General features: G+C 42.2%; 20 protein-coding genes. 18 read left to right on the top strand and 2 right to left on the bottom strand.

The features are described 5' to 3' along the window. Entirely contained in the window at nucleotides 1-1,206 is a 1,206-nt protein-coding gene (gene pcaF, locus B6N13_RS13730) for a 3-oxoadipyl-CoA thiolase (protein ID WP_169459659.1), read from the top strand. An 80-nt stretch (nucleotides 1,207-1,286) separates the two neighbouring features. On the opposite strand, the gene B6N13_RS13725 is transcribed toward pcaF, so the two are convergent. Continuing rightward, nucleotides 1,287-1,670 (bottom strand): thioesterase family protein, encoded by a 384-nt coding sequence (locus B6N13_RS13725; RefSeq protein WP_169459658.1) that lies wholly within the window; start codon nucleotides 1,668-1,670, stop codon nucleotides 1,287-1,289. 176 nt (nucleotides 1,671-1,846) lie between these two features. Between B6N13_RS13725 and gcvA the strand changes: the two genes are divergently transcribed. The 8 genes from gcvA (at nucleotide 1,847) to B6N13_RS13685 (ending at nucleotide 11,729) form a co-directional block, all read left to right on the top strand. Continuing rightward, nucleotides 1,847-2,728, top strand: coding sequence for a transcriptional regulator GcvA (gene gcvA / locus B6N13_RS13720; RefSeq protein WP_100188248.1), 882 nt, complete (start codon nucleotides 1,847-1,849; stop codon nucleotides 2,726-2,728). 146 nt (nucleotides 2,729-2,874) lie between these two features. Beyond that, a complete protein-coding gene (locus B6N13_RS13715) occupies nucleotides 2,875-3,861 on the top strand; it encodes a tripartite tricarboxylate transporter substrate binding protein (RefSeq protein ID WP_248280339.1) in 987 nt (328 codons plus the stop codon). 128 nt (nucleotides 3,862-3,989) lie between these two features. Beyond that, a complete protein-coding gene (locus B6N13_RS13710; protein ID WP_169459657.1) occupies nucleotides 3,990-5,339 on the top strand; it encodes an MmgE/PrpD family protein in 1,350 nt (449 codons plus the stop codon). Nucleotides 5,340-5,480: 141 nt separating this feature from the next. Further along, nucleotides 5,481-6,146, top strand: coding sequence for a hypothetical protein (locus B6N13_RS13705; RefSeq protein ID WP_169459656.1), 666 nt, complete (start codon nucleotides 5,481-5,483; stop codon nucleotides 6,144-6,146). Between the two features lie 144 nt (nucleotides 6,147-6,290). Continuing rightward, on the top strand, nucleotides 6,291-8,126 hold the full coding sequence (locus B6N13_RS13700) for an arylsulfatase (RefSeq protein ID WP_169459655.1): 1,836 nt from the start codon (nucleotides 6,291-6,293) through the stop codon (nucleotides 8,124-8,126). Next, nucleotides 8,101-9,384 carry an anaerobic sulfatase maturase gene (locus B6N13_RS13695; RefSeq protein WP_211172871.1) on the top strand — a complete coding sequence of 428 codons (1,284 nt, stop codon included), beginning with the start codon at nucleotides 8,101-8,103 and terminating at the stop codon, nucleotides 9,382-9,384. The genes B6N13_RS13700 and B6N13_RS13695 overlap by 26 nt, the downstream gene beginning before the upstream one ends. 398 nt (nucleotides 9,385-9,782) lie before the next feature. Then, nucleotides 9,783-10,943 carry an alpha/beta fold hydrolase gene (locus B6N13_RS13690; RefSeq protein ID WP_012070830.1) on the top strand — a complete coding sequence of 387 codons (1,161 nt, stop codon included), beginning with the start codon at nucleotides 9,783-9,785 and terminating at the stop codon, nucleotides 10,941-10,943. 6 nt (nucleotides 10,944-10,949) lie between these two features. Continuing rightward, nucleotides 10,950-11,729 carry a cyclase family protein gene (locus B6N13_RS13685; protein WP_012070829.1) on the top strand — a complete coding sequence of 260 codons (780 nt, stop codon included), beginning with the start codon at nucleotides 10,950-10,952 and terminating at the stop codon, nucleotides 11,727-11,729. A 139-nt stretch (nucleotides 11,730-11,868) separates the two neighbouring features. Here the strand turns inward: B6N13_RS13685 and B6N13_RS13680 are convergent, their stop codons facing one another. Beyond that, entirely contained in the window at nucleotides 11,869-12,798 is a 930-nt protein-coding gene (locus B6N13_RS13680; protein WP_012070828.1) for a LysR family transcriptional regulator, read from the bottom strand. Nucleotides 12,799-13,148: 350 nt separating this feature from the next. Here B6N13_RS13680 and B6N13_RS13675 point away from each other — a divergent pair, with 350 nt between their 5' ends. The 9 genes from B6N13_RS13675 to B6N13_RS13635 all read left to right on the top strand — a co-directional run bounded on the left by B6N13_RS13675 (nucleotide 13,149) and on the right by B6N13_RS13635 (nucleotide 24,475). After that, complete coding sequence (locus B6N13_RS13675; protein WP_169459654.1) at nucleotides 13,149-14,759, top strand: DUF1302 family protein; 1,611 nt, start codon at nucleotides 13,149-13,151, stop codon at nucleotides 14,757-14,759. 17 nt (nucleotides 14,760-14,776) lie between these two features. Next, a complete protein-coding gene (locus B6N13_RS13670) occupies nucleotides 14,777-16,138 on the top strand; it encodes a DUF1329 domain-containing protein (protein WP_169459653.1) in 1,362 nt (453 codons plus the stop codon). 298 nt (nucleotides 16,139-16,436) lie between these two features. Further along, on the top strand, nucleotides 16,437-17,390 hold the full coding sequence (locus tag B6N13_RS13665; RefSeq protein ID WP_169459652.1) for a VOC family protein: 954 nt from the start codon (nucleotides 16,437-16,439) through the stop codon (nucleotides 17,388-17,390). A gap of 237 nt (nucleotides 17,391-17,627) precedes the next feature. Then, complete coding sequence (locus B6N13_RS13660) at nucleotides 17,628-18,791, top strand: MFS transporter (protein ID WP_169459651.1); 1,164 nt, start codon at nucleotides 17,628-17,630, stop codon at nucleotides 18,789-18,791. An 8-nt stretch (nucleotides 18,792-18,799) separates the two neighbouring features. Then, nucleotides 18,800-19,885, top strand: a complete 1,086-nt coding sequence (locus B6N13_RS13655) for a YCF48-related protein (RefSeq protein ID WP_012070823.1) — start codon at nucleotides 18,800-18,802, stop codon at nucleotides 19,883-19,885. Nucleotides 19,886-19,893: 8 nt separating this feature from the next. After that, the gene (locus tag B6N13_RS13650; protein ID WP_211172879.1) at nucleotides 19,894-22,281 is read left to right on the top strand and encodes an MMPL family transporter; all 2,388 of its coding nucleotides are present in this window, start codon (nucleotides 19,894-19,896) and stop codon (nucleotides 22,279-22,281) included. Further along, nucleotides 22,281-22,643, top strand: coding sequence for a Rieske (2Fe-2S) protein (locus B6N13_RS13645; RefSeq protein ID WP_012070821.1), 363 nt, complete (start codon nucleotides 22,281-22,283; stop codon nucleotides 22,641-22,643). The genes B6N13_RS13650 and B6N13_RS13645 overlap by 1 nt, the downstream gene beginning before the upstream one ends. Before the next feature lie 32 nt (nucleotides 22,644-22,675). After that, nucleotides 22,676-23,806: an FAD-dependent oxidoreductase gene (locus tag B6N13_RS13640; protein WP_012070820.1), complete on the top strand. Its 1,131-nt coding sequence runs from the start codon at nucleotides 22,676-22,678 to the stop codon at nucleotides 23,804-23,806. Nucleotides 23,807-23,896: 90 nt separating this feature from the next. Further along, the gene (locus B6N13_RS13635) at nucleotides 23,897-24,475 is read left to right on the top strand and encodes a cupin domain-containing protein (protein ID WP_169459649.1); all 579 of its coding nucleotides are present in this window, start codon (nucleotides 23,897-23,899) and stop codon (nucleotides 24,473-24,475) included. The last annotated feature ends 6 nt before the right edge of the window (nucleotides 24,476-24,481 follow it).

Raw genomic sequence — 24,481 nt, 5'->3', positions numbered from 1 at the left:
ATGTCAGAAGCTTACATTTGTGATGCGATACGTACTCCGTTTGGTCGTTTTATGGGCGGTTTGTCGTCTATTCGTACTGATGATCTTGGCGCTTTACCAATCAAAGAATTAATGAAACGTAATCCTTCGGTCGATTGGTCGAAAGTCGATGATGTTGTTTACGGTTGTGCTAACCAAGCGGGTGAAGACAATCGCAATGTCGCCCGTATGTCCGGCCTTTTAGCTGGCTTGCCGGAGACTGTTCCGGGCTTAACGGTAAATCGTCTGTGTGGTTCAGGACTTGATGCGGTAGGTTCAGCAGCGCGTACTTTACGCCTTGGCGAAGCAAGTTTGGTTATCGCTGGTGGTGTCGAAAGTATGAGTCGCTCACCTTATGTAATGAAAAAGGCCATGTCGCCATTCGATAGAGGCCAAGCTCTAGAAGATACGACCATTGGTTGGCGTTTAGTGAATCCAGCAATGGAAGCGCTTTATGGTGTGGATGCACTACCACAAACAGCAGAAAACGTTGCCGAAGAAGAAGTTGTTTCCAGAGAAGATCAAGATGCTTTTGCATTGCGTAGTCAGCAGCGCTGGGCTGCGGCTAGTGAAGCAAACTTCTTCGAAAATGAAGTGTTTCCTGTCACTATTTCTGTCCCTAAAAAAGAAGATGTGACCGTTGCTAAAGATGAACATCCACGTCCACAGACGACGTTAGAAGCGTTAACGAAATTGCGTAGTGTAACTAAGTTAGATGGCTCAGTGACGGCGGGTAATGCATCGGGTATTAATGACGGTGCGTGTGCCTTGTTGATGGCAAATGAGCAAGCGGTGAAAGACTACAATCTTACGCCAAGAGCTAAAGTGGTTGGCATGTCTGTCGCGGGTGTACCGCCAAGAGTGATGGGCATGGGACCCGTTCCAGCTATTAAGAAAGTATTGGCGCAAACCAATCTGACTCTTGAGCAAATGGATGTGATTGAACTGAATGAAGCGTTTGCCGCACAAGCACTTGGCGTAACGCGTCAGCTTGGTCTAAAAGACGATGACGCACGAGTGAATCCGAATGGTGGTGCCATTGCCATCGGACATCCACTTGGTGCATCTGGCGCTCGCTTAGTAACGACAGCCATTAATCAGCTAGAAAAAACATCTGGGCGTTATGCATTGATCAGTATGTGTGTTGGTGTTGGTCAAGGTATTGCTCTGATTATAGCGCGAGTGTAATAACCACGCTGCTCAGTCGTGGTTAGAGCTAAGTTTGCCAGCCCTTTGGGCTGGCTTTTTTAGTCTATGTGTTCCTAGGTTTACACGGCTAGATAGGGTTGGAGTTTTTCCTTGTCGCTGTTGTTCAACGAACAAGATTGTTTTGTCGCTTTGTCTATGCATACAACGGTTGTACGTCCGACTACACAACGCTTTTCGTATTGAAACATTTCCTGGTAAAAAGTCACTGACTTACCGCCGATGCGCTCTACGCAAGTGTTGACGACAACATCATCACCATGAAGCACTTCATTTTTAAAATCGATAGAAATATTAGCAACCACCCAAGGTTGTGTTATTTCAAGAGCAGAGCGGCAGAAGTCAGAGCGTGATTCGGCCATCCAAACAGGAAAAACAGTATTGCTTATATGTCCTAGTTTGTCTGTTTCAGAAAATCTAGGTTTTATTATTGTGGTATGAAACATAGTTTATCTCTGTCGTGAGGTGTTGTTTATAGTGAATTTATTTTAGAGGAAAAAGTTTTTTAGTGCTTGCCTGTTAGCCTTACAATAATTGTATTGACTAACAAAATGTTATGTCTAATGATGGCTGCTAATATTTTTATATTCTATTTTTCTACTCAGGCTTTAAGGTACCTATTATGAAGTATCCTCTCCCTCCTCTAAATCCTCTTAAGGCATTTGAGTCTGCCGCAAGGTTACTGAGTCTTACTGCTGCGGCAGAAGATCTAAATGTGTCACAAGTGGCGGTGAGTCGGCAGGTTAAGGTGCTGGAAGATTATTTTGGTGTTGCGTTATTTAAGCGTTTGCACCGTGGAATTGAATTAACGGATGAGGGAAAAGAGCTGTACGACGGAATCAGTACCGCTTTTCAAGATATCGCTGATGCGGCTAGAAAAGTATCTCGAAGAGGGCGTCGTGATGTTTTATCGATTCAATCCTATACCACTTTTTCGCAGCGTTGGTTGATACCTAGGTTGGCAGACTTCCACAAGCGTTTTGAGGCAACAGAGGTCCGTTTATCTTCTTCACTTGCCCCTGTAGATTTCGAAACACAAAATATCGATGCTGCGATTCGTTCTGGTTATGGAAAATGGCCTGAATTGCATGCAGAAAGATTAGTTGAAATAGAACTTATTCCTGTTTGTACACCAGAGTTTTTGGCAAATAATCCGTTGCATACACCGCAAGACTTACAAAACGTCACCTTATTGCATTCTATGGCAAGAAATCATGACTGGGAAAGTTGGTTAAAGTCTAGAGAGGTGAAGGTAGACAGCCATAAAGGAATTCGTTTTGATAACTCTTCCTCGGCTTATGAAGCTGCCGCTATGGGAATGGGAGTTGCTCTTGCGGTAAAAGTATTTGTTGAGGGGTTGCTGACTAAAGGAAAGCTAGTTTCTCCGTTCCCCGATTCTCATACAACAGGCGAAAGTTATTATTTGGTTTGGTCCAATAAGGTTGCTCCTAGTGACACGCTTTTGACCTTTTTAAAATGGATGAGAGAGTCTATGAGAAAATAAATTTTTATCGTTGTTGATTATGACTAAATAGTAAGTGATGGAAATGTTAGAGCGGCCATTACATATGTTCAGTTTTACTAGTAAAACTATAATGAGATTATCTTGGTGTTCTTCAGATCCCTAATAAAAAGAAAGAAGGAAAGATCATGATTTTAAAAATGAATAATCTGAAATCTCTAACCAAGAAAATCACCGTCACACTATGCTCTGCAGTGATAAGTGTTAGCGCATTAGCCGCCGATAAATGGCCGACAGGTCCAGTTACTATTTATATGCATACTAAAGCTGGTGGTTCATCCGATATTTTTATTCGAACTTTAGCAAAAGCTTTAGAGCCACAAATCAAACAAAATATTATTGTTGTTAACTCTCCTGGCGGTGGTGGTGCCGCTCAAATGTCTCGTGTTCGCGCAGCGAAACCTGATGGTCAAACATTAGGCATTAATACTCTAACAGCCTTTACTAGTATGGTAGATAATTTAAAGGGAACATTTTCTTTAGACGATTTTTCTTGGATTGCAACGACTCAAGAAGATCAAAATCTAATGTATGTTCGTGCTGACTCGGATATTAATAATCTAAAAGACTTAGAAGAAGCAGCAAAAAAACGCACCATTAATGTAGGAGGCTTTGGGCCAATTGGTTCTACTCAGTTTATAAGTATGAGTATGTATGCCGAAGCTGCTGGAATTGATCTGAATTGGGTAGCATTTAATGCAACACCTGATATTGTTGCAGCATTATTAGGTGGTCATATCGATGTTGGTATGTCTAGTTTAGGTGGTGCTAAATCCTTCTTTGACGCTGGCCGTATTAAAGGCTTAGGTGTTCATGGTATGACTAAGTTAGATGGCTATGACAATATTCAAACTTTTACAGATCAAGGTTATAAAGTTGACAATAGCTGGGTGCAACTACGTGGTGTGTTTGGTCCAAAAGGCATACCGAAAGACATCCAAGAACAGATTTCTGATGCTTTCCATAAAGCGATGCTAGATAAAGATTACCAAGAATACGCACGTAACTCAGGTGTTATTGATTCTTGGTTAGGGCCTGATGAATATACAGCTGCTGCTAAGCGTATTTCGGATCTTGCCGAATACAACTTGAAACGTGCTGGCGTAATTAAATAAAACTACATAACGTCCTCTCGATACCACAGTAATTCTGACTGCTATCTATGCCTGCCTCATGACAATGAGGCAGGCATTAATTTTATCTGTATTTTAAACATTATATATTTCTATTTTTTGGAGTATGCATGGAAAATCCAATTATTCAATTATCTAATTTGGCTGTCTATTGGTTGACATGCCCACTTTCTAATGACGTTTCTTGGGCTACTCGCAGAGCAATATTAGATTGGTACGCAACTACTTTACCTGGGACAATCCGCTCGCCATCAATAGAGCTTAAACATTTTATTGAATCAGGAAGTGGAAATGCGTTTTCTTATGTAGATGGTGAACCAAGATCGATTAGTTATTCTGCCTTTATGAATGGTGTCGCCAGTCATACGGTTGAATTCGATGATATTTTCAAAGATGGCGGTTACCATCCCGGCAGCCCAACCATTTCGGCTGCCTTAGCCATTGCCCAGCATAACAATGTGTCTTTGGATGTTTTACATCGCGCTATTATTGGTGCTTACGAAGTGGGTTGTCGCTTGTCTCTTGCTATTCAGCCTGCTCATTATAAGTATTGGCATACCACGTCAACGGTCGGTACCATTGGCGCAGCAGTAGCATGTGTGTTGTTAGCAAAAGGTACGCAAGAACAAGTGATGCACGCGATTGGTATTGCGAGTAGTTTTGCAGGTGGGCATCAGGCTAACCTTCAAGGTGAAGGTGGTGCAAAAGCGCTTCATGCCGGTCATGCAGCCCAAGCCGGCATTTTGGCTGGTAATGCTGCTTTGGCTGGAGTAAAAGCATCCATAGACAGTTTAAGTGGCCCGTTTGGATGGGCGAATGCTACAACAGAAGCCACTGTTAATTGGGAAAAAGCTTTTTTGGGTTCCTATGTATGGACACCAATAACTCGCATGACGATCAAAAATCATGGTTGTTGCGGACATATTTTCCCTGCAATAGATGGCGTGGGTAACTTATTAACAACACACAATATTGGATATCAAGACATCGAGTCTATTGATGTTTATGGTTACGATGCTACGAAAAAAATGTGCGATAGAACTAACCCGCAAGACGCACAACAAGCGCGCTTTAGCCTGCAATACTGTATCGCTGCCCATTGCTTGACCGGAAAAGTCCGCCTAGAAGCCTTTAACGACGAAACCTTGGCTCGACAAGATATCCGCAACTTTGCCAAGCGTGTTTCTGTTTATAGAGACGAGGAGCTTAGCAAGCTTTATCCCGGAGTTCGCTCGGCTCGCGTCATTATTAAACTTACCAATGGCGAGGAGCTTTTTTACCATCAGCAAACCCGTAAAGGGGATCCGGAAGATCCTTTAACAGACGATGAGTTGGTTCAGAAGTTTAACGAACTCACTATGGGGATTTTGCATGACTCAGAGAAAGCACGTCTTGAGCATTTGATACTAAGAGAAAATGATATCCCGAATGATGTACGCTTACTTCATATCCATCATTAGAACTAATCATTTATTATTTTTTTGAATTAAAAGCTATAGGTTGTCAAAGCCGAATACAGTATTCGGCTTTTTGATATCTGCTTTTCGATATTTTCTTTGTTATTCTACCTTTTAAAATGGATGTTTGTATTAGGATACGAGATGGTTTATAGAATTACGGTTTTTATTTTTTTATTTATATTTAGCCGAGTGTTGCTTGCTGAAGTGATGGATTTTCCCGAAGTTGATAACACTATTTTTACTCATTACAGCCGAGATGAAATGGTGTTATTGGAAAGGGAGAAATTGAAAGAGATGAGCGAAACTAATTTACATACGGCCTCAGGGATTTCTTCATTTATACAGCTAGTCACTGCAGAGAAAGTAAAAGCCCCGCATTTGGTGATTACCTTCACAAAACAAGATTATATTGACAATATTTTAAGCTTGGATAAATGGCTGTTAAAAAATATTGATAAATTGAATAAAGCGCTAGTTATTTCACAGAGTAAAAAAGACCCTGTCAGAATCATGATATCTGACATCGTTATTTCCAGTAGAGACGACTCTTGTGAAGTACGTCCAATTACTGAGACTTTATATGTTGGAGAGGTGCATAAATTTGAAGTCGGTTGTGAGTTGGATCGAAAGAGAGATAATATTTTGCAATCTAGTTTTTTATTAAGTTATTCCTCGAATTACTCATTTCGCACCATTGGCCGCCAATTACAGCCTATTGATATCTTTGCAGGCGAGGCTAGCTCTTTTTCTCATACATTTGAGACGGATATTTCAATTAAGGTAAAAATTACCTATAAACCATTATGAGCTTTGAGCTAAGTTAAATTGTTGGGCCATCATCATTCGATATCATCAATACATGGGTTCAATTTTAAGGGCTTGATCAAAGGCTAGTTACTGATAGCTTTGTTTCTAATAAAAATAAAACACAGCTAGTTAGTGGATGTATCTATGATTGATCGCTTTCATGACAATGGCATGAGTGCCTTGTCTCAATTCAAAATTTCTCATTTATCTCTTGGCTTTGTTGCCGCTTCTTTGTTAAGTATGCCTGTTTCTATTCAAGCAGAGACAACTCCCTCCAACCTTAGTCGTCCCAACATATTGTTGATCATGGCTGATGATCTGGGCTATTCAGATCTGAGTGCTTTTGGCAGTGAAATAAACACTCCAAATATTGATGCTTTGGCAGCACATGGTCGTATTCTAACTAATTTTCATACCGCAGCTGTGTGTTCGCCTACTCGTGCCAGTTTGATGACTGGGGTAGATCACCATTTGGCCGGTATCGGTAATATGGGTGAGGTTGTAGGGCTGAATATTGTTCAGAATAAGCCAATCAATGCACCTTGGGGAGCATCAAATAGCTATGATTTTGATAATATCCCTGAAGGCTATCATGGTCATATAAGTGAAAAAACAGCCACTATGCCAGAGTTGCTCTCTGATGCTGGTTATCATACTTATATGGTAGGGAAATGGCATTTAGCTTACGACGTGAAAGCACCTGATAAAGATCACAAACGCTGGTACCGTGTTAATAAAAGTGCTCTGCCTTACGCGAGAGGGTTTGAGAAAAGCTATACTTTAGTGGATGGCGGCGGGTCACATTTTGCTCCACCAGCCGTGCCTACTCCGCTTGATTTAACCATGTATGCTGAAAATGATCGTTTATTTCCTGCCACGCAATTACCAAAAGACTTTTATTCCACTGAGTTCTATACCAATAAGCTAATTGATTATATTGATTCGAGTCGTGGCGATGGTAAACCTTTCTTTGCCTACGCCGCCTATACGGCTCCTCATTGGCCATTACAAGCGCCGCAAGCGGATATTGATGCTCAAAAAGGTCGATATGATGAAGGCTATGATGCCATCAGAGAAAAGCGGATTTCCAGAATGAAGGCCTTAGGTTTAATTAAGGATGTTAACCAAGTTGCCGCAGAGTCTATTGGTCCAAAACGTTGGAATGAACTAACGGAAGAAGAGAAGCTTAAAGAAGCTAAAAACATGGAAATTTATGCGGCTATGGTAAGCAATCTAGACCGCCATATAGGAAAGCTAGTCGCTCATCTGAAAGACATGAATGAATACGATAATACCTTGATCCTATTTATGTCTGACAATGGGGCAGAAGGCGCCCCAGCTTTCATGTTGCCAATTCCTGGTACCAAGGTAGATAACTCATTAGACAATATGGGTAAGCAAGGTTCCGTTGTGGCGTATGGGCCTCGTTGGGCTGAAGTGAGTGCTGCCCCCTTTCGTTTATTTAAAGGTTTTACTGGTGCAGAAGGGGCGACAGCCTCACCTTTTATTGTGAAGTTAAACGATCAAAAAGAGCATAGACCCAATTCGAATGCTCGCCTGCAGGTTGTAGATATTTTACCTACCGTATTAGATGTTGCTGGCGTCGATCTACCGAGTACACGCTATAAGGATAAAGAGATTTACCCACCTAAAGGCGTGTCATTTTTATCTGCCTTACAAAAATCAGGAGGTTTTACTGACGTTCATCCGAAAGGAAGTGTGTTGGCAGATGAGTTGATGGGAGCCAGTTATCTGGTTCGTGATAACTGGAAGTTGAGTCAGCAAGCGCCTTTAAGTAGTACGCCAGTGTTCACAAAGGATGTTCCTTTTGCCTTGTATGATATCTCTAAAGATCGTGGGGAGACGAAAGACTTGTCAGCTGAATATCCTGATGTGTTGGCTGGTATGAAAGAAGAGTTCCGCGAATACATTCGCCAAAACAAAGTAGTAGAGCATGCTGCTTCCTATAATGGCAGATAAGACGGTTGCTGGAGGCATGATGAGCCACAAGCTAATAGAGCGAATAAATAACTTCGGCGTCATGGCAAAGCCGAGTAGTTCGGTCTGCAATATTGACTGTACCTATTGTTTCTATCTGGAGAAAGAGAACCTTTATCCGGATAGAAAAAAACAGTGGCGTATGAACAATACCACACTAGAAAATTACATACGTGAGCAAATTCAGTCTCAGCAAGGGGATGTTATTGACTTTGTATGGCAGGGAGGCGAGCCCACGTTGTTAGGGGTGGACTTCTTTCGCCAGGTAATAGCTTTTCAAGAGCAATATCGCGGTTATAAAACAGTGACTAATTCCTTGCAAACCAATGCGACTTTACTTGATAAGGAGTGGGCTTTATTTTTCAAAGAGCACCATTTTTTAATTGGTGTTTCTATCGATGGTGATCGAATTAGTAACGATACCTATCGTCTTTCCCGTAAAGGTAAAAGCACCTTTGACGAAACGCTGAACGGTCTTGCGTTACTTAAAAAGCATAATGTGGATTTTAATACGTTGGCAGTAGTGAATGCAGAAAACGTTAAGCGGCCATTGAATGTTTATGCGTTTCTAAAGCGTATTGGCAGTCGATATATGCAATTCATTCCCTTGGTTGAACGTAAAGCCATTGTCCCAGATAGCCATGGCTTAACCTTGATTCAACCGACATTTGCTGGAGGATCCAATCTTGCCAAATGGTCTGTCCCAGCTAAAGCGTATGGCAAGTTTTTGAATACGATTTTTGATCATTGGATTCAAAACGATTTGGGTGGAGTCTTCGTGATGAACTTTGAGCAAACCATGAGTCAGCTTGTTGGTCGTCCGGGGGCGTGTGTGTTTAGTGAAACGTGCGGTAATGGCTTAGCAATGGAATCTAACGGGGATGTGTATTCATGTGATCACTATGTTTACCCTGAGCATAAGTTAGGCAACGTTAATGATACCTCGTTGATTGAACTAGTTAATTTGCCGCAAAACCTTAAATTTGGCCAAGACAAACTCAGTAATATCAGTATTGATTGCCATCAATGTGAAGTACGTTCCGTGTGCCATGGTGGCTGCCCAAAACACCGATTTGAGCCTTCTAGTGATGGATTATTGAATCGTAACTATCTATGCGATGGTTTTAAATCTCACTTTTCTCATGCCGTACCGAAAATGTCGGAAACTATAGGTTTGTTAAGTCATCAATTGCCAATGAAAAAAGTGAAGCAAGAGATAAAACGAAGGTTTTATTCATAGCATAAAACGTCTCCTAAGGTGTTCTTTTTGGTCAGTAACGAGCTAAACGCTACAAGCAATGGAAATTTGGCTTCCTAAATCCTTTAAGTATTTATGAGTTTTCTAAGACCATTCGATCAGATCGAATGGTTGATTCTGTTTAAAGGTTTTTAATGAAAAGCTGAAGTGCTTTATATTAAATATGATTTTTAAATGATACTAGATTTTTTTGATTACGTTAGTTCATTAGTTAAATGTATAAAAATATAAAATGGTTTTTATAAGGCTCTCTATTTGATTATTTTTTTAAAGATTTTTAATTAAATATAGAGGGGAATGTGTTGATTATCACATCACCATTTATAAGTATTTTTTTCAATAAATAATCTGACACTATTATAAATATTAGAGGTGTAAACATGGCGTTATTTGAATATTTTCCCAATTATGTTTGGAATTTGTCCGTTTCTATTGCTGTGGAAAGCGGAGCTAAAATTGGCGAAATTATCGATATGTGTAAGCCGCTGCGCGAGGCTGCAGAAAATGGTGAAGATGCTGGAACAGCAGAGTTTTTGATTCAGTGGGTTAATATGGCGGATAAGCTGATTGGATTAGCCGACGAAGATGAAGCTGCAGGGAATTATTATTCGGCTGGTACCAAGTTAAAGAGAGCAGCGCTGTATTTAATGGTGGCTGAGCGGATGCAAGGTCAAGGACATCCGAATCGAAAAGAGACTTGGGATAAAGCGCAAGAGACATTCCGTAAAAGTATTAGGCTCAGCAAAGATAATTGTGAGTATGTAGAGGTGCCACTTGATAATGGCGGAACTATGCCTGCGTTGTATGTTCGAGCTGAAGGAGAAGGACCTCACCCAACGGTCGTTTATTGCAATGGTTTGGACAGTTGTAAAGAGATGCTCTATTGGTCAAACCTACCTCAAGCGCTGGCTAAGCGAGGAATATCGACGCTGTGTGTTGATCAACCTGGTACTGGTGATACATTGCGCACTTACGGTTTGCCTGCGGTTTATAACAGTGAAGTTTGGGCTTCCAAAGCGGTTGATTGGCTAGAGCAACAAGACGATGTAGATGTCTCCCGTATTGGTATGACGGGAATTTCTTTAGGTGGTCATTATGCGCCTAGAGCCGTTGCTTATGAACCAAGATTTGCAGCTGGTGCTGTATGGGGAGCAAATCATAACTGGGCAGAAGTGCAGCAGAAACGCTTAAAGCGTGAAGGTGAAAACCCTGTTCCACATTATTGGGCGCATGTTATGTGGGTGTTTGGCGCAAAAGATATGGATGATTTCTTTGTTAAAGCCGAAGGGATGAATCTTAATGGTGTGATGGAAAAAATTAAGGTGCCTTTCCTTGTGACTCATGGGGAAAAAGATCGTCAAATTAGCTTAGATTACGCTTACCAAAGTTATGATCAGCTTATTAACTCACCGAATCGTGAGTTTAAAATCTTTACTGAGCGTGAAGGTGGGGTTGAACATGTTGGCGCAGATAATATGAGTTTTGCTTGTGATTACATTGCAGATTGGTTCGCAAAAACCTTTAACGGTCAAAGAGGGTAGTCTGTTATGGCTCGTCAATTTATTGATTTATCTATCTACCTTGAAAATGATGTGATTACCGACCCGCCTTTTATGCGTCCAGAGATCACATATCAGACACACGCAGAAACAGTCTCTGAAGCGAATCACTTTTTTCCCGGTGTGGCGGCAGATGAGTTTCCTGGTGGTCATGGTTTTGCTGCTGCTGAAACAGTGAAGCTCACGACACATAATGGCACACATTTGGACGCTCCTTGGCACTTCCATCCTACGATGAACAATGGTGAAAGGGCGATTACCATTGACGAAGTACCTTTAGATTGGTGTTTTCGCCCTGGGGTGAAGTTGGACTTTCGTCATTTCGAAAACGGTTATGTGGTTACCGCTGCGGATGTGGAAGCTGAACTAAAACGTATCGGTTATGAATTGCAGCCAATGGATATTGTTTTGGTTAATACCGCAGCGGGAAGTGCGCTAGGTGATCCTGATTTTGTCAATATCGGTTGTGGCATGGGCTACGAAGCGACGATGTATCTACTTGAGCGCGGGGTTCGTGTCACTGGCACAGATGCTTGGTCTTGGGATGCGCCATTCAGTCATACTGCTAAACGAGTGGCGGAAACAGGGGACAACTCACTTATCTGGGAAGGGCATAAAGCTGGTAGAGATATTGGTTATTGCCATTTGGAAAAACTGCATAATCTCGAAGCTTTGCCACCTTTTGGTTACACGGTAGTGTGTTTTCCTCATAAAGTCCGTGGTGGTTCCGCTGGCTGGACTCGTGCTGTTGCTATTATCGAAAGTTAAGATTGTTTCAGGCATAAATTATGACAAACGCTTAACATTTTAGCTAGGGAGCAAACATAGGTTCAGCTCCCTTTTCCTTAACGAAATCTACAGCTGTTTGGGCAAATAAATAAGGTTATTCTTAAAACAACCCTTGAGATTAAGGCTCTGTTTTTTCAATATCCATATTGATTGCCGCTTCTTTTAAAGTATTTCGTAACCAAATTAACCCTTCATCATTATTTCTGTATTGATGCCACTGTACGCATTGTTTCATTGGGGGGATATCAAAAGGTAAAGGCAGTATTTTAAGTGGCCATACTTTGGCCATTTTTGTCGCTAATCTCGCGTGAATTGTGGCGATATTTTCTGAGCCTATTACCAGGGCTGGTAGAGAAGCAAAGCTGAAGGTAGTGGCGATTACGTGTCGTTTAATACCGTACTTTTGTGTGAATAAGGTCCCAAAAAAATCTTTTTTAGTTGCCTCTGGTCGCATTAGTACGTGTCCTGCTGCTGCGTATTTTTCTGCAGTCAATTCTCCTGATGCGATCTTGCTGTGTTTCCACACGACACAAACAAATTCTTCTTCATAGAGTATGTCGCAGGGATGTTCTGTGGACATAAAATCGGATGGAATGATAAGTAAATCGGCTTTGCCTTGTTCGAGCTGCTCATGGGGATTGTTTGCTACTTGAGCTAAAAGCTGAAAGCGAGCTGTGCTTTTTTGTTTACCTACTATTTCTAACGCATGTGGCACAAGTACCGTCTGTGTGTAGTCTGAACAGAAAATACTAAAGATCCGATCCGTTGTTTGAGGCTCAAAACTCGGTTGTACAAGAATAGTGCTTTCGATGTTGTTTAAGGCGTTACGAACACTGACTTTTAGGTTTTCTCCTAAGGGGGTAATGACCATTCTTCGACCGATTTGTGTTAGTAGGTCATCTTCAAAATAATCTCGCAATCTGGACAGAGAGTTGCTCAGGGCTGAAGGACTCATGTTGAGCTTTTCTGCACCTTTGGTGATGCTTTGTTCGGTGAGCAGAGTGTCCAATGCTACCAATAGATTGAGGTCGAGTTTTTTAAATCGCATACATGTTCTCGCAGCTTCTTGTTTTTATGTTCATTCGATCATATCGAATGGTTTGGTCTAATAGAAGGTTTTTTTCGAATGGTTGTGGAAGTTTGCATTAGATTCTTTTTTTAAATGGAAATGAAATTTTTTGCTCGAGAAGGTAAGTGAAAATAATCAATAAAAAGTATTCAGACTATTAATAATCTGCTGTCTTTTATGTTGCTTTTAGTGGTTTTTTTATTGTTTTCTTAATCATTCGATGGCGTCGAATGATTGATTCTATTTAAAGGGTTTTTCCGAAAGGTTGTGGTGATTTACATTTAGTTTGTTCTTAAAAACATAAAAATAAAATTTGAGAGGAAGAACAAGTGAAAATAATCAACTCGACGCCATTTCGGCTAAAAGCATTGGCTGTTGCTATTGTTTCTAGCACTTCTACTGCCTATGGATTTGAAATAGAAACAGGTAACTCTGATTTAAGGCTCAGCCTAGGTAATACTATCAAATACAGTACTGCTTTTCGTACTAAGGATGCCTCTTCAGGTTTAACTCAAGGAAGTGGTGCAGTTAATTATAACGATGGTGATAACAACTTTGATAAAGGGGTAGTTTCGAGTCGCTTAGATCTATTTTCCGAATTTGACCTCTCTTATAAAGATGCCGGTATTCGTATTAGCGGTGCTGCTTGGTATGACGATGTTTATCACCAAGATACGGATAATACCAGCACGACCTCAAACCATCGCCCTGCCAGTGAGTTTTCGGATACCACCAAAAAGACCATGGGTGGAGATGCCGAAATTCTTGATGCTTTTGTTTATTCCCGATTCCCTGTGATGAATGGTATGGAAGGTACTATTCGTGTTGGGCGCCATAGCTTGTTGTGGGGCGAAAGTTTGTTTTTTGGCTCTAACGGTATTGCTGGCGGACAAGGACCAGTTGATGTGGTGAAGTTATCATCTGTTCCTAACTCTACTTTTAAAGAAACAATGCGACCAACTGGCAAGGTTTCGATCGATATTCCTATTTCTGAAACAGCTTCTTTAGGGGCTTATGTGGGTTATGAGTGGGAGAAATCTCGCTTCCTTCCAGCAGGTTCTTATCTTTCTACTGGAGATACATTAGAAGGCGAAGCACTGCTTGCTGGACCATACACAGCTATACACACCTCTGATGATGAAGGCTCAGACTCCGGTCAGTACGGTCTACAACTCAAATGGAGTGATTATGACCTTGATGCGGACTTTGGTTTGTATGCAATTCGTTTTGATTCTAGCTCCCCAAGTAATATGTATACCATTTTGGATGCTGCTTTCCATCCTAGTCAATATAAATGGGCTTATGCCAAAGGCGTTGAAGCCTATGGTGCCAGTATGGCAAAAACCGTTGGGATTTGGAGCTTGGCCGGTGAAATTTCATATCGTGTAAATACACCTCTTGCGAGTGCTTCTACATCGATAACAACGTCAGGTGTGCAATACGATAACGATAAAAATCCTGGATATGCCATCGGTGAGACAGCTCATGCTCAATTCTCTTGGTTGGCAAGTTTGGGTTCGAATTTCCTCTCTAAAGAGTCCAGTTTTGTTGGTGAAATTGCTTGGAACACTCGCGTAAAAACTACTCAAAATGAAGACAAGTTAAACCCTAACGCCGACAAATCTGCTATTGGCATAAAAATGGTTTATTCGCCGATGTATCGTCAAGCTTTCGACGGGATTGATCTAAGTCCTTCTATTGGCATTGGTCACACTTGGGGTAAATCTTCAGCGCTAGGTTCGTCTTTTGGTGTTGATGATGGTGGTGATATTAACGTTGGCGTTAATGCTGTGTATTTAAATCGTTGGAATGCCTCTTTGAGCTATATCAAATATTTAGGAGATGAAGGTGTATTCAATGACAGTTCAAATAATGCAACGTACAAGCAGTCGCAAAAAGATCGAGATTTTATCTCAGCTTCTGTAAGCACCACCTTTTAATTTTTTGGAGAATGGCAATGTATAAAAATAAAAAACACTCTCTTAGTATTTTAGCAGCCTCTGCAGTACTAGGTTGTTTTTCACTGGCTTCTTATGCAGCTGTTAGCTCTGAGCAAGCAGCTCGATTGGGGGCTGATTTAACTCCTTTTGGTGCCGAAAAAGCAGGCAATAGTGATGGATCTATCCCTGCTTGGACGGGTGGTTTTAATGACCCAATAAAAGGTGAAATATTGGGTGGCAAGCGCTTAGATCCTTTCGCTAATGAGAAACCTTTATACACAGTGACTGCAGCGAATATGGATAAGTATGCTGATAAGTTAACCGATGGTGTAAAGGCGATGCTACAAAAGTATCCAGACACTTATCGCTTAGATGTTTACCCAACTCATAGAACGGCGACAGCGCCAGATTGGGTATATAACTACACTGTACAAAATGCCTTGAAGGCAAAGATGGATGGTCACAAGATCATAGGTGCTTACGCAGGCATCCCATTTCCAATTCCTCAAAATGGTCTAGAAGCGATTAATAACCACCGTTTGTCTTGGCGTGGTGTGAGCTGGGAAGCGGATATCAATCAATATCAAATTACCTCAAGTGGCAAAGTCGTTTTGACAACGGATGGTCTGTTGAAGAACCAAATGCCTTACTACTTTCAGGAAGGTTCAAGTGAAGAGTTTGATGGCTATTTCTGGGAAGTTAACCTTGAAAACTATGGACCACCAATTCGTGCGGGAGAACGGATTGCTGGAAGAAACAATGTTGATGAAGACAAGACTCAATCATACGTCTATCTGACGGGGCAGCGTCGTGTACGTAAACTGCCAAATGCTTGCTGTGATACTCCGACTCCAGCGACGGCAGGTCTAATGTCCTTCGATGAGTTAAGCGTGTTTTCCGGTACGACTGAAGTGTTTGATTGGAAGTTATTGGGTAAGAAAGAAATATTAGTGCCTTATAACGAGAACCGCTTCTTACAGTACAGCGATGAGCAAGCAATTACAGGCAATCATTTGAATCCAGATGCCGTTCGTTGGGAATTACATCGCGTTTGGGTTGTTGAAGCAACGCTTGCAGAGGGCAAACGTCATCAAGCAGTGCGTAGTAAATACTATCTAGATGAAGATACTTGGCAGGCATCTTTGGCTGATCGTTGGGACGCTAATGGTCAGTTATGGAAAACCCTATGGCAGTTTAACTACATCATGCCTGAATTCCCTGGAACGATTCCGCAAACCTTTGGTTTCTATAATTTGTTATCCGGTGAGGCTTACGTGGCTAACATGATGAATGATAAGTCCTCACAAAATAGACCTGTAGAGCGTTTTCCTACCAGTACTTTTACTGGACAAGGTTTAGCACGTCAGGGCACTCGATAGATTGATTTAATACTCTGTTAATCCGATTACTTTTGTATCAAAGGAAGGGCGTAGTCTTACCCCTTTTGGCTTCGCTCGTCCTTTGATACAGGTTTTGATTTGATCGAGGGGGAATCGTTTTACAAACCAAGCTGTTTGTAAGCTTTAGTTCTCAAAAATCTTAGAGTTTCACGGATTGTGAAGAGGGTGTTCAGCACTCTAGTTTTGATAATTCTGGCAATGTTGGGGCTTATATCGCCGATTGGATTGCAAAGACATTGAATGGCCATATGGCCCAATCGTAAAGAGGTAATGAATAATGAAGATAGTCGGTTTAGAAACCATCATTTTTGGTGTTGAGGATGTTGTCTCTTGTGCGACTTTTTTAACAGATTATGGTTTGTTTCCTGTTGATGTAACTGAAACAGGCGGGCGTTTTGAAGCACTGGATGGCACAGCTGTTGTTTTAGCTCATGCCTCGGACGAAAGTATTCCGGCCAGTATTGGTAATGGCTGCATGATGCGAAAAACAGTCATGGGTGTAGCTGATACCGCAACGATTCAGGCGATTACCGAAGAGCTGAGTAAAGACCGAGAGGTTCGTCAATTAGCGGATGGCTCTATTGAGTCTACGGATGATTCTGGTTTTGTGATTGGCTTTCAGGTGACTACTCGTAAAGAGTTGAACTTGGCAGGTGAAATTTCCAATGTACCAGGATCACCATTTCAACGGCCAGTTAACCATCGAGCTGTGCAGTTAGATGCGGGGCCAATTCGTCCTAGAACCTTGTCTCACATTGTGTATTTTGTACCTGATCCCGTTAAAGCTGAAGCGTTTTATGTTGAGCGTTTGGGCTTCCGCTGCACAGATAGATTTGAAGGCGCTGGTCCATTTTTACAACCAGCAGGCACGTTAGATCACCACACACATTTCTTGATTGGTGCGCCATCGTTTATGCAAGGCGTCGAACATTTCACCTTCCATTTCGGTGGTCCTACTGAAGTGATGCAAAACGGTTCTCAGTTTATCGAAAAAGGCTATCAGGCGTTTTGGGGACCTGGGCGACATATTATGGGGTCAAACTGGTTCTGGTATTTCAATAGCCCATTTGCCTGTCATATTGAGATGGATGCGGATATGGATTTGCATGATCAAAATTGGAGTCCTCGTGCGCTACCAATGGGTGCAGATAATTCACAAGCATTTCTTTTGCGCTATCGCAGTAAATGGTCACCAGGAAAAGATACCCCGCATAATGGTGATTATGAGTAGATTAATTTAAGTACAAGAAAGTTGTTCAAGTATTTGAAATAAAAGAAAATTTTTTGTGGGGAGGAGCAGTAAATATAGATTGCTGCCCCATAAAAAACTAAAAGCGACGATACGTCGTTACCACGAAATAACAATAAACAAAGTGGGTAGTAAAAGTATGTTGATGATATCTGTGAGATACGGGATTTTTTGCTGTACGGATCTAAGCGAGCTGACCTTCCTGAAAGGTGGTGTACGATGAGCCAACGTTTTGGGTTTAAAGGCAATCTTGCTTTGATGGTTTCCCATAGTGCCGGCATGTTAGACCTAGTCGCGCTACCTTTATGGATTGGGGTATTAGTCGCCACGTATCACTTTGATAGCCAGCAAGCGGGCGGCTTAGTTACTTTGTTTTTAATTGGAGCTGTGTGCGCTAGCATATTAATTGCTCCGCGTTTTAAAAAACTAAACCGACGTATGGTTTCCAGTTTTGGTTTTTTTGCTTCAGGTTTATGTTTCTTTGCTGCTTCTCAGATCAATGACTATGTTCAATTGTCTTTTTTGCATCTTCTGGCGGGTATTAGTTCAAGCGCGGCACTAAGCATGGCGCATGGTACGTTCGCTCGAGGAGAAAATCCGCACAGGTTATTTGCTATTGCCGGACTTACCTTGGGTATTATGGCGTTCGTCTTTATGGGCGCAACACCCAATATTACCAAGGCAGTAGGTGGACATTCATTGTTCATTATCTTTGGTGGCATTATGACGTTCGCTGCTTTTGTTTGTGCTGTTGCCTTTCCTTCTTTGGTTCTAGATGAAGAAGGCTGTGAGAATGCCAAACAGGTTGTAACGAAAATTCCGTCTAGCGTTTGGTATGGCATTGTTGGCATTAGCTTAATGGCAGTGACTCAAGCCATGACGTTTAGCTTTATGGAACGAGTAGGCAGCGATCGAGGTTTTTCCACCGAGTCAGTGACGTTAGTACTAATTGTGCTTACTGTGATTAACATTGTCGCAGCGGCATCCGCTGGTATTTTTGAAAAGCGCCTTTCTGCCCGTGTTGTTTTATGCACAGGCCCTGTTCTACAAATTATCTTGTCCAATATTATGATGAATGCAAGTAGCTTCGCTTTTTATGCCGCTTCAGCATCTTGTTTTGTGTCTCTGATGATATTTACCCATACCTTTGTTTTTGGCTTATTGGCTCGTTTAGATGAGTCTGGGCGTGCCCTGGCAGCGACCCCTGCGATGCTAATGATTGGAGCGGCGGTTGGTCCAATTTTAGGTGGAACCATTATTAAATTTGTTGGCTATCAAGGCATTGGTATAGCCGCTTTGGTGTTCGGTACGATTTCACTTGTGTGTTTTATACGTGTCTTTCAGCGCAGCTCAGATGCTATTCAATCTGAGTCTGTGGCGTGAGGTGGATAATGTCTAACCAGAAGAAAGCGACAACGCATCCAGCTAGCTTGTTACGTAAGCTCACTATGATCACTCTGATGGCTTTTTCGCTTTGTCGAGTTGAAGGGGTTATTGCTGCCGTTTTTGATGCTATTGATCGTCCAGCTATTGAGTCTAATTTGGGCGCGCATTCTGTTTTATTGTCGGTGACATCTGTTGGCGATCATTTTGTTGCTGTTGGTGAGCGCGGTTTGATTTTGCGCTCCGATGACGATGGCAAAAGCTGGCATCAGTTGTCTTCTCCAGTCAGTGTTACTTTGACTGGAGTAAGTTTTTTTGATGATGAAAATGGCTATGCCATTGGTCATGGCGGCATTGTTTTGCGTACTACAAATGCTGGTAATGATTGGAAAGTGCAGCTGAATGGACGTCAATTAGCAGAGAAACTATTACAACAAGCTGAAGAATCTAAAGACGAAGAATCGATTCGTCAGGCCAAATTGCTGATTGCCGACGGCCCAGACAAACCTTTTTTAGATTTGTTGGTACTTGGACGAGATCACCTTGTGGTTGTTGGTGCTTATGGCTTTGCCTTTGAAAGTAACGATGGTGGCCAGTCTTGGACATCTTGGATGGATCGCATTGATAACCCATTTGGGTTGCACTTATACAGCATTCGTAAACAAGGTGAGCGCATACTGGTTGCAGGTGAGCAAGGTTTTGTCGCACTTTCTATGGACAATGGTCAGTCGTTCGAAACCATCGAAACGCCTTATGAAGGCAGCTTTTTTACTGCTCAGCTGCTTGAGCAAGATGGAATAGTGCTGGCTGGCTTACGAGGTAACACCCTAGTATCCGATGATAATGGTCAGCATTGGAAAGATATTAAAAATCCTATTAGTTCGTCGATTATGGCCTCTTTTATTCATTCAGACGGCCAAGTAATCGTGGCGAATCAAGCGGGAACCTTGCTTGGCTTGAGAGCGAATCGACTCGTTCCACTTACCCGTAAGCGGCTTCCACCTTTAACCAATATTCTAGAAAAAGCGAACGGTAGTGTACTTGCTTTAAGCATCAATGGGCCTGTCTTTATTGATGTAGGAGATTTCAAATGAAACATCATATGTCTACTACCACTTCACCCGAGGATAAGTTTGACACGAATTCGGGCTCCTTTATTGAGCGGGTGTTATTCAATCATCGTTTAGTCGTTATTATCATTTGTGCTTTGGTGACTGGGTTATTAGGTTGGCAAGCGACTAAGCTAACAATCAATGCGAGTTTCGAAAAAACCTTACCAACACATCAAATTTATATTCAAAACTATTTGAAATATGAGAATGAGTTAACAGGTCTAGGTAATGCATTACGAATTGCTGTTGTTAACCCTAACGGTAGTATTTATGACGCTCACTATTTAGAGCTATTGCGCCAACTTAGTGATGAAGTCTTTCTATTACCCGGCGTAGACCGAGTGCAAATGACGTCTCTTTGGACGCCGTCAACGCGCTGGATTGGAGTTACTGAAGAGGGCTTAGATGGCGGTCCTGTTATTCCTGAAGGTTACGATGGTTCTCCTGCTAGTTTGCAAACCTTAAAAGCCAACGTTGCGCGCTCAGGGCAAATTGGTCAATTGGTCGCAGCAGATGAAGAATCCACAATTATCTACATGCCATTGCTAAGTCAAGATGCTACTGGTGAAGCTTTAGATTACGCAAAATATTCCAAGGTGCTTGAAGACCTCCGAACTAAGTATCAAGCCGAAGGTTTGGAAATTCATATTACTGGTTTCACCAAGGTAATGGGTGACTTAATCGATGGTGTACAAGCAGTTTTGTGGTTCTTCGCATTGGCTGTTGTGATCGCGACCATTATGGTGTTTTGGTATACCCGTTGTGTACGCTCAACCTTCTTAGTGGTATTTGCTTCTATATTAGCGGTGGTATGGCAGCTAGGTATTCTACCTACACTAGGTTATGTATTAGACCCGTATTCAATATTAGTGCCTTTTCTAGTGTTCGCTATCGGCATGAGTCATGGCGCACAAAAAATGAATGGCATTATGCAGGATGTTGGCCGTGGTTTTGACAAACTGGTCGCGGCACGTTTTACCTTTAGGCGTTTGTTCATGGCGGGGTTAACAGCCTTGTTGGCAGACGCCGTTGGTTTTGCTGTGCTGTTAGTGATCGATATTAAGGTGATTCAAGAGTTAGCTATTGCTGCTTCTATTGGGGTTGCTGTACTGATCTTCACCAACCTTATTCTTTTGCCCATTATGCTTTCTTATGTTGGTGTTGGTGAAAAAGCAGCGCAACGCAGCGTGATAAACGACATTGATCAAACCAGCGCGAAAAAGATGCCTGCATTATGGGTATTCTTAGATAAGTTTACCCAGCGTAAATGGGCAACTGGTGCCTTGATAGCAGGTGCCGTATTGGCAGTTGGGGCATTCTCGTTAAGTACTCAATTGAAGATAGGCGATCTTGATCAAGGGGCGCCTGAGTTACGTCAAGACAGTCGTTACAATCAAGATATCGCCTTCATGAATCAGCATTATGGCGCTTCCAGTGATGTGGTGGCGATAATGGTCAAAACCCCTGATGGCCAATGTTCTCAATACGATACCCTAAAAAAAATAGACGCACTTGAGTGGCAATTACGTCAGCTTCCTAGCGTGGAATCAACGAATTCTTTGGCTCTATTATCTCGTCGTGTGTTGTCTGGCCTAAATGAAGGCAACCCTAAATGGTACGAGTTTCTACCTAACCAAAGTATGTTGAATTACATCACGGCGGGCGCACCACGAGGTTTGTACAATAGCAGCTGCAATCTGTTGACGGTTTATGTCTATCTACAAGATCACAAAGCAGACACCTTGAGTAATATTGTTAATCATGTGGAAGCTTTTGCAAAAGACAATAATACCGATGATGTGCAGTTTCTATTAGCTGCGGGTAGTGCAGGGATTCAAGCGGCAACCAATATCTCCGTAAAAGCGGCTTGGTATCAAATGCTGTTTCTTGTTTATGGTGCTGTGGCTTTACTGTCTCTTATTACTTTCCGTTCTTTTAAAGCAGTTGTTGTGGCGCTTCTTCCTTTGATGCTGACCTCTATTATGGTCGAAGCCTTGATGGTGCAATTAGGCATGGGCGTGAAAGTCGCCACTTTGCCAGTAATCGCTTTAGGGGTCGGTATTGGTATCGATTACGCCTTATATATCTTGTCCATTACCTTGGTTGGATTACGTCAAGGTACCAGCTTATCTCAGTCCTACTTAAGAGCGCTTAATTTTACCGGCAAAGTCGTGATGTTAACCGGTGTGACTTTGTCTGTTGGAGTGATTACTTGGATCGCAAGCCCGATTAAGTTTCAGGCTGATATGGGTTTATTGCTGGCGTTTATGTTCATTTGGAACATGTTAGGAGCGCTGATTTTATTGCCTGCTCTAGCGCATTTTCTGCTTAAGCCAAAATACGCGAATAGTGAAGACTCCAAACATGAGGTGTTGTGATGATATTGACTGAAAATGAAGTTGTGCTTTGTCACATCGATGATCTTAAAGAAGGCGACACGAAAGGTTTTTTAGAAAACGAGGCCGGGCAAGACCTGCTATTTGTGGTGAAATTTAACGATGAATTTTATGGTTGGCGAAATGCTTGCCCTCATGTGAATAACGCACCGATGGCATGGCGTAAAGATGCTTATATGGATGCTAAAAAGCAACACGTTGCTTGTCACGCCCATGGCGCCTTATTTGAGCCTGACACGGGGTTGTGTATTCAGGGGCCTTGCCTTGGTAAGAGGCTAAAAAAAGTACCAGTTTATGTTAATTCGATGGGTATGGTCTCAATTTCATTAACAGACATTAATTAATTCTACTAACAACAAAAATAAGGAGTCATTAAATGGCTGCAGTAAATAAAGTATTGGTCATTGGTGGTGGTTTCTCCGGTATGGCCACAGCAATTAAAATGCGCAGTCATGGCATTCAAGTTGATCTTGTTGAGATTGATCCTGAGTGGTGTGAGTTGGGCGCTGGTATCAGCATTAATGGTGCTTCTATGCGAGCCTTAGAGAATCTGGGGTTGTATCAACAAGTGGTTGAGCAAGGTTGTGTTACTGATGGTGTTGCTATCCATTTAGCTCATGGTCCTTTAATTATGGAGCTACCAACGCCAAGCCCTGTGGGCTCTTCTGTTGGGGGCAGTGGTGGTATTTTCCGTCCTACTCTTGCTCGCATTATGTCTACTGCGACACTTGAGTCTGGTGTCAATGTCCGCTTGGGCTGCACCTATACAGACATTCAACAGACTGAATCTGGCGCAGTTGTGAGTTTTACAGATGGAACAACACAGAGCTATGACCTTGTTGTTGGCGCTGACGGTGTACACTCAAAAATACGCAAAGAATTCTTCCCTGAAGTGGCTGATCCTGAATACATAGGTCAAGGTGTGTGGCGTGCGATCATGCCTCGTCCTGTAGAAATAAATCGTGTGACTATGTGGTTGGGAGATCATCTTAAGCTTGGGCTTAATCCTGTATCTGATACTCATATGTATATGTTTATTACCGAAGATCGTCCAACGAAAGAACACATAGATAAAGAAACGTGGCCGCAAATTCTGGCCGATTTGATGGAAAGCTTTCCTAATCCAGTCGTAAGAGCCTTGATCCCATTTGCATTTAAAGAAGAAGCAAACATCGACTACCGACCGCTTGCTAATTTGCTGGTTAAAACACCTTGGAACAAAGGTCGTCTAGTGATGATTGGTGATACGGTTGCCGCGACGACTCCTCATCTTGCGTCTGGCGCAGGAATCGGTATCGAAAGCGGTATCGTATTAGCGGATGAGTTGGCGGCTAATGATGATGTTCAGGTGGCGCTTGATAAGTTTCATGAGCGTCGCTGGGAGCGTTGTCGCATGGTGGTCGAAAATTCTGCTCGCTTATGCCATATCGAGATCAATGGTGGCGATAAAGCTGAACACTCAAAAATTATGGGACAGTCACTAATAGCGTTAAGTCAGCCTATTTAAAACTCCCTTGGGCAGTGTGACGCATTTGTGTTCACTGCCATTTTTTATTTCTTTGTTCTGTGTGCTTTTTAACATTAGAGAGGTTACTCCATGAGTTTTCCCGATATTTACCGTGTGGTCACGGGTCATGATGAGGACGGTAACGCGATTATTTTAGAAAACGGCCCACTTAATACTGTGATGGATCTTGAAGCCGTTCCAGGTACTAAGTTTCATGAAGTATGGAATACCAACGATACACCTGCTCCGATTACCAGCAATCAAACTGACCCAACTATAGGGCCTGTGGTTTTATCACCGATGAAGGCGGGCACTCGAATTCGGTTTGTCGATGTTCCGCCGGACACTGAGGAGTTTTTGACTCAGGGGAAGGGCAAGATGAAAGAGATGTTTTCAAAAGTCGGAGATGAAGAAGCCTCCACGGTAAAAGAAGATTCCCCTCATCCTTTGATGCATCGCACTGAGTCAGTGGATTATGGCATTGTTATTGAAGGTGAGTTGACTTTGATTGTTGATAATGGCGAAGCCATTTTAAGGCCCGGTAGTGTCGTTATTCAGCGTGGTACTAACCATGCGTGGGCAAATCGCTCAGGAAAAATGTGCCGTATATTATTCATCTTAATCGGTGGACAGTACGACGATCAATTGGCTAATGCTTTAACTAAATAAGGAGTC

This window comes from Marinomonas sp. UCMA 3892, from assembly GCF_012726345.1.
In the GTDB taxonomy this organism is placed as follows: Bacteria; Pseudomonadota; Gammaproteobacteria; order Pseudomonadales; family Marinomonadaceae; genus Marinomonas.
The sequence above is the reverse complement of the archived record's forward strand: the minus strand, read 5'-3'. Positions and strand labels throughout refer to the sequence as shown.

Coding starts and splice junctions, on each gene's coding strand:
- pcaF (WP_169459659.1), top strand. CDS start 1: ATGTCAGAAGCTTACATTTGTGATGCGATACGTACTCCGTTTGGTCGT.
- B6N13_RS13725 (WP_169459658.1), bottom strand. CDS start 1,670: ATGTTTCATACCACAATAATAAAACCTAGATTTTCTGAAACAGACAAA.
- gcvA (WP_100188248.1), top strand. CDS start 1,847: ATGAAGTATCCTCTCCCTCCTCTAAATCCTCTTAAGGCATTTGAGTCT.
- B6N13_RS13715 (WP_248280339.1), top strand. CDS start 2,875: ATGATTTTAAAAATGAATAATCTGAAATCTCTAACCAAGAAAATCACC.
- B6N13_RS13710 (WP_169459657.1), top strand. CDS start 3,990: ATGGAAAATCCAATTATTCAATTATCTAATTTGGCTGTCTATTGGTTG.
- B6N13_RS13705 (WP_169459656.1), top strand. CDS start 5,481: ATGGTTTATAGAATTACGGTTTTTATTTTTTTATTTATATTTAGCCGA.
- B6N13_RS13700 (WP_169459655.1), top strand. CDS start 6,291: ATGATTGATCGCTTTCATGACAATGGCATGAGTGCCTTGTCTCAATTC.
- B6N13_RS13695 (WP_211172871.1), top strand. CDS start 8,101: ATGCTGCTTCCTATAATGGCAGATAAGACGGTTGCTGGAGGCATGATG.
- B6N13_RS13690 (WP_012070830.1), top strand. CDS start 9,783: ATGGCGTTATTTGAATATTTTCCCAATTATGTTTGGAATTTGTCCGTT.
- B6N13_RS13685 (WP_012070829.1), top strand. CDS start 10,950: ATGGCTCGTCAATTTATTGATTTATCTATCTACCTTGAAAATGATGTG.
- B6N13_RS13680 (WP_012070828.1), bottom strand. CDS start 12,798: ATGCGATTTAAAAAACTCGACCTCAATCTATTGGTAGCATTGGACACT.
- B6N13_RS13670 (WP_169459653.1), top strand. CDS start 14,777: ATGTATAAAAATAAAAAACACTCTCTTAGTATTTTAGCAGCCTCTGCA.
- B6N13_RS13665 (WP_169459652.1), top strand. CDS start 16,437: ATGAAGATAGTCGGTTTAGAAACCATCATTTTTGGTGTTGAGGATGTT.
- B6N13_RS13660 (WP_169459651.1), top strand. CDS start 17,628: ATGAGCCAACGTTTTGGGTTTAAAGGCAATCTTGCTTTGATGGTTTCC.
- B6N13_RS13655 (WP_012070823.1), top strand. CDS start 18,800: ATGTCTAACCAGAAGAAAGCGACAACGCATCCAGCTAGCTTGTTACGT.
- B6N13_RS13650 (WP_211172879.1), top strand. CDS start 19,894: ATGTCTACTACCACTTCACCCGAGGATAAGTTTGACACGAATTCGGGC.
- B6N13_RS13645 (WP_012070821.1), top strand. CDS start 22,281: ATGATATTGACTGAAAATGAAGTTGTGCTTTGTCACATCGATGATCTT.
- B6N13_RS13640 (WP_012070820.1), top strand. CDS start 22,676: ATGGCTGCAGTAAATAAAGTATTGGTCATTGGTGGTGGTTTCTCCGGT.
- B6N13_RS13635 (WP_169459649.1), top strand. CDS start 23,897: ATGAGTTTTCCCGATATTTACCGTGTGGTCACGGGTCATGATGAGGAC.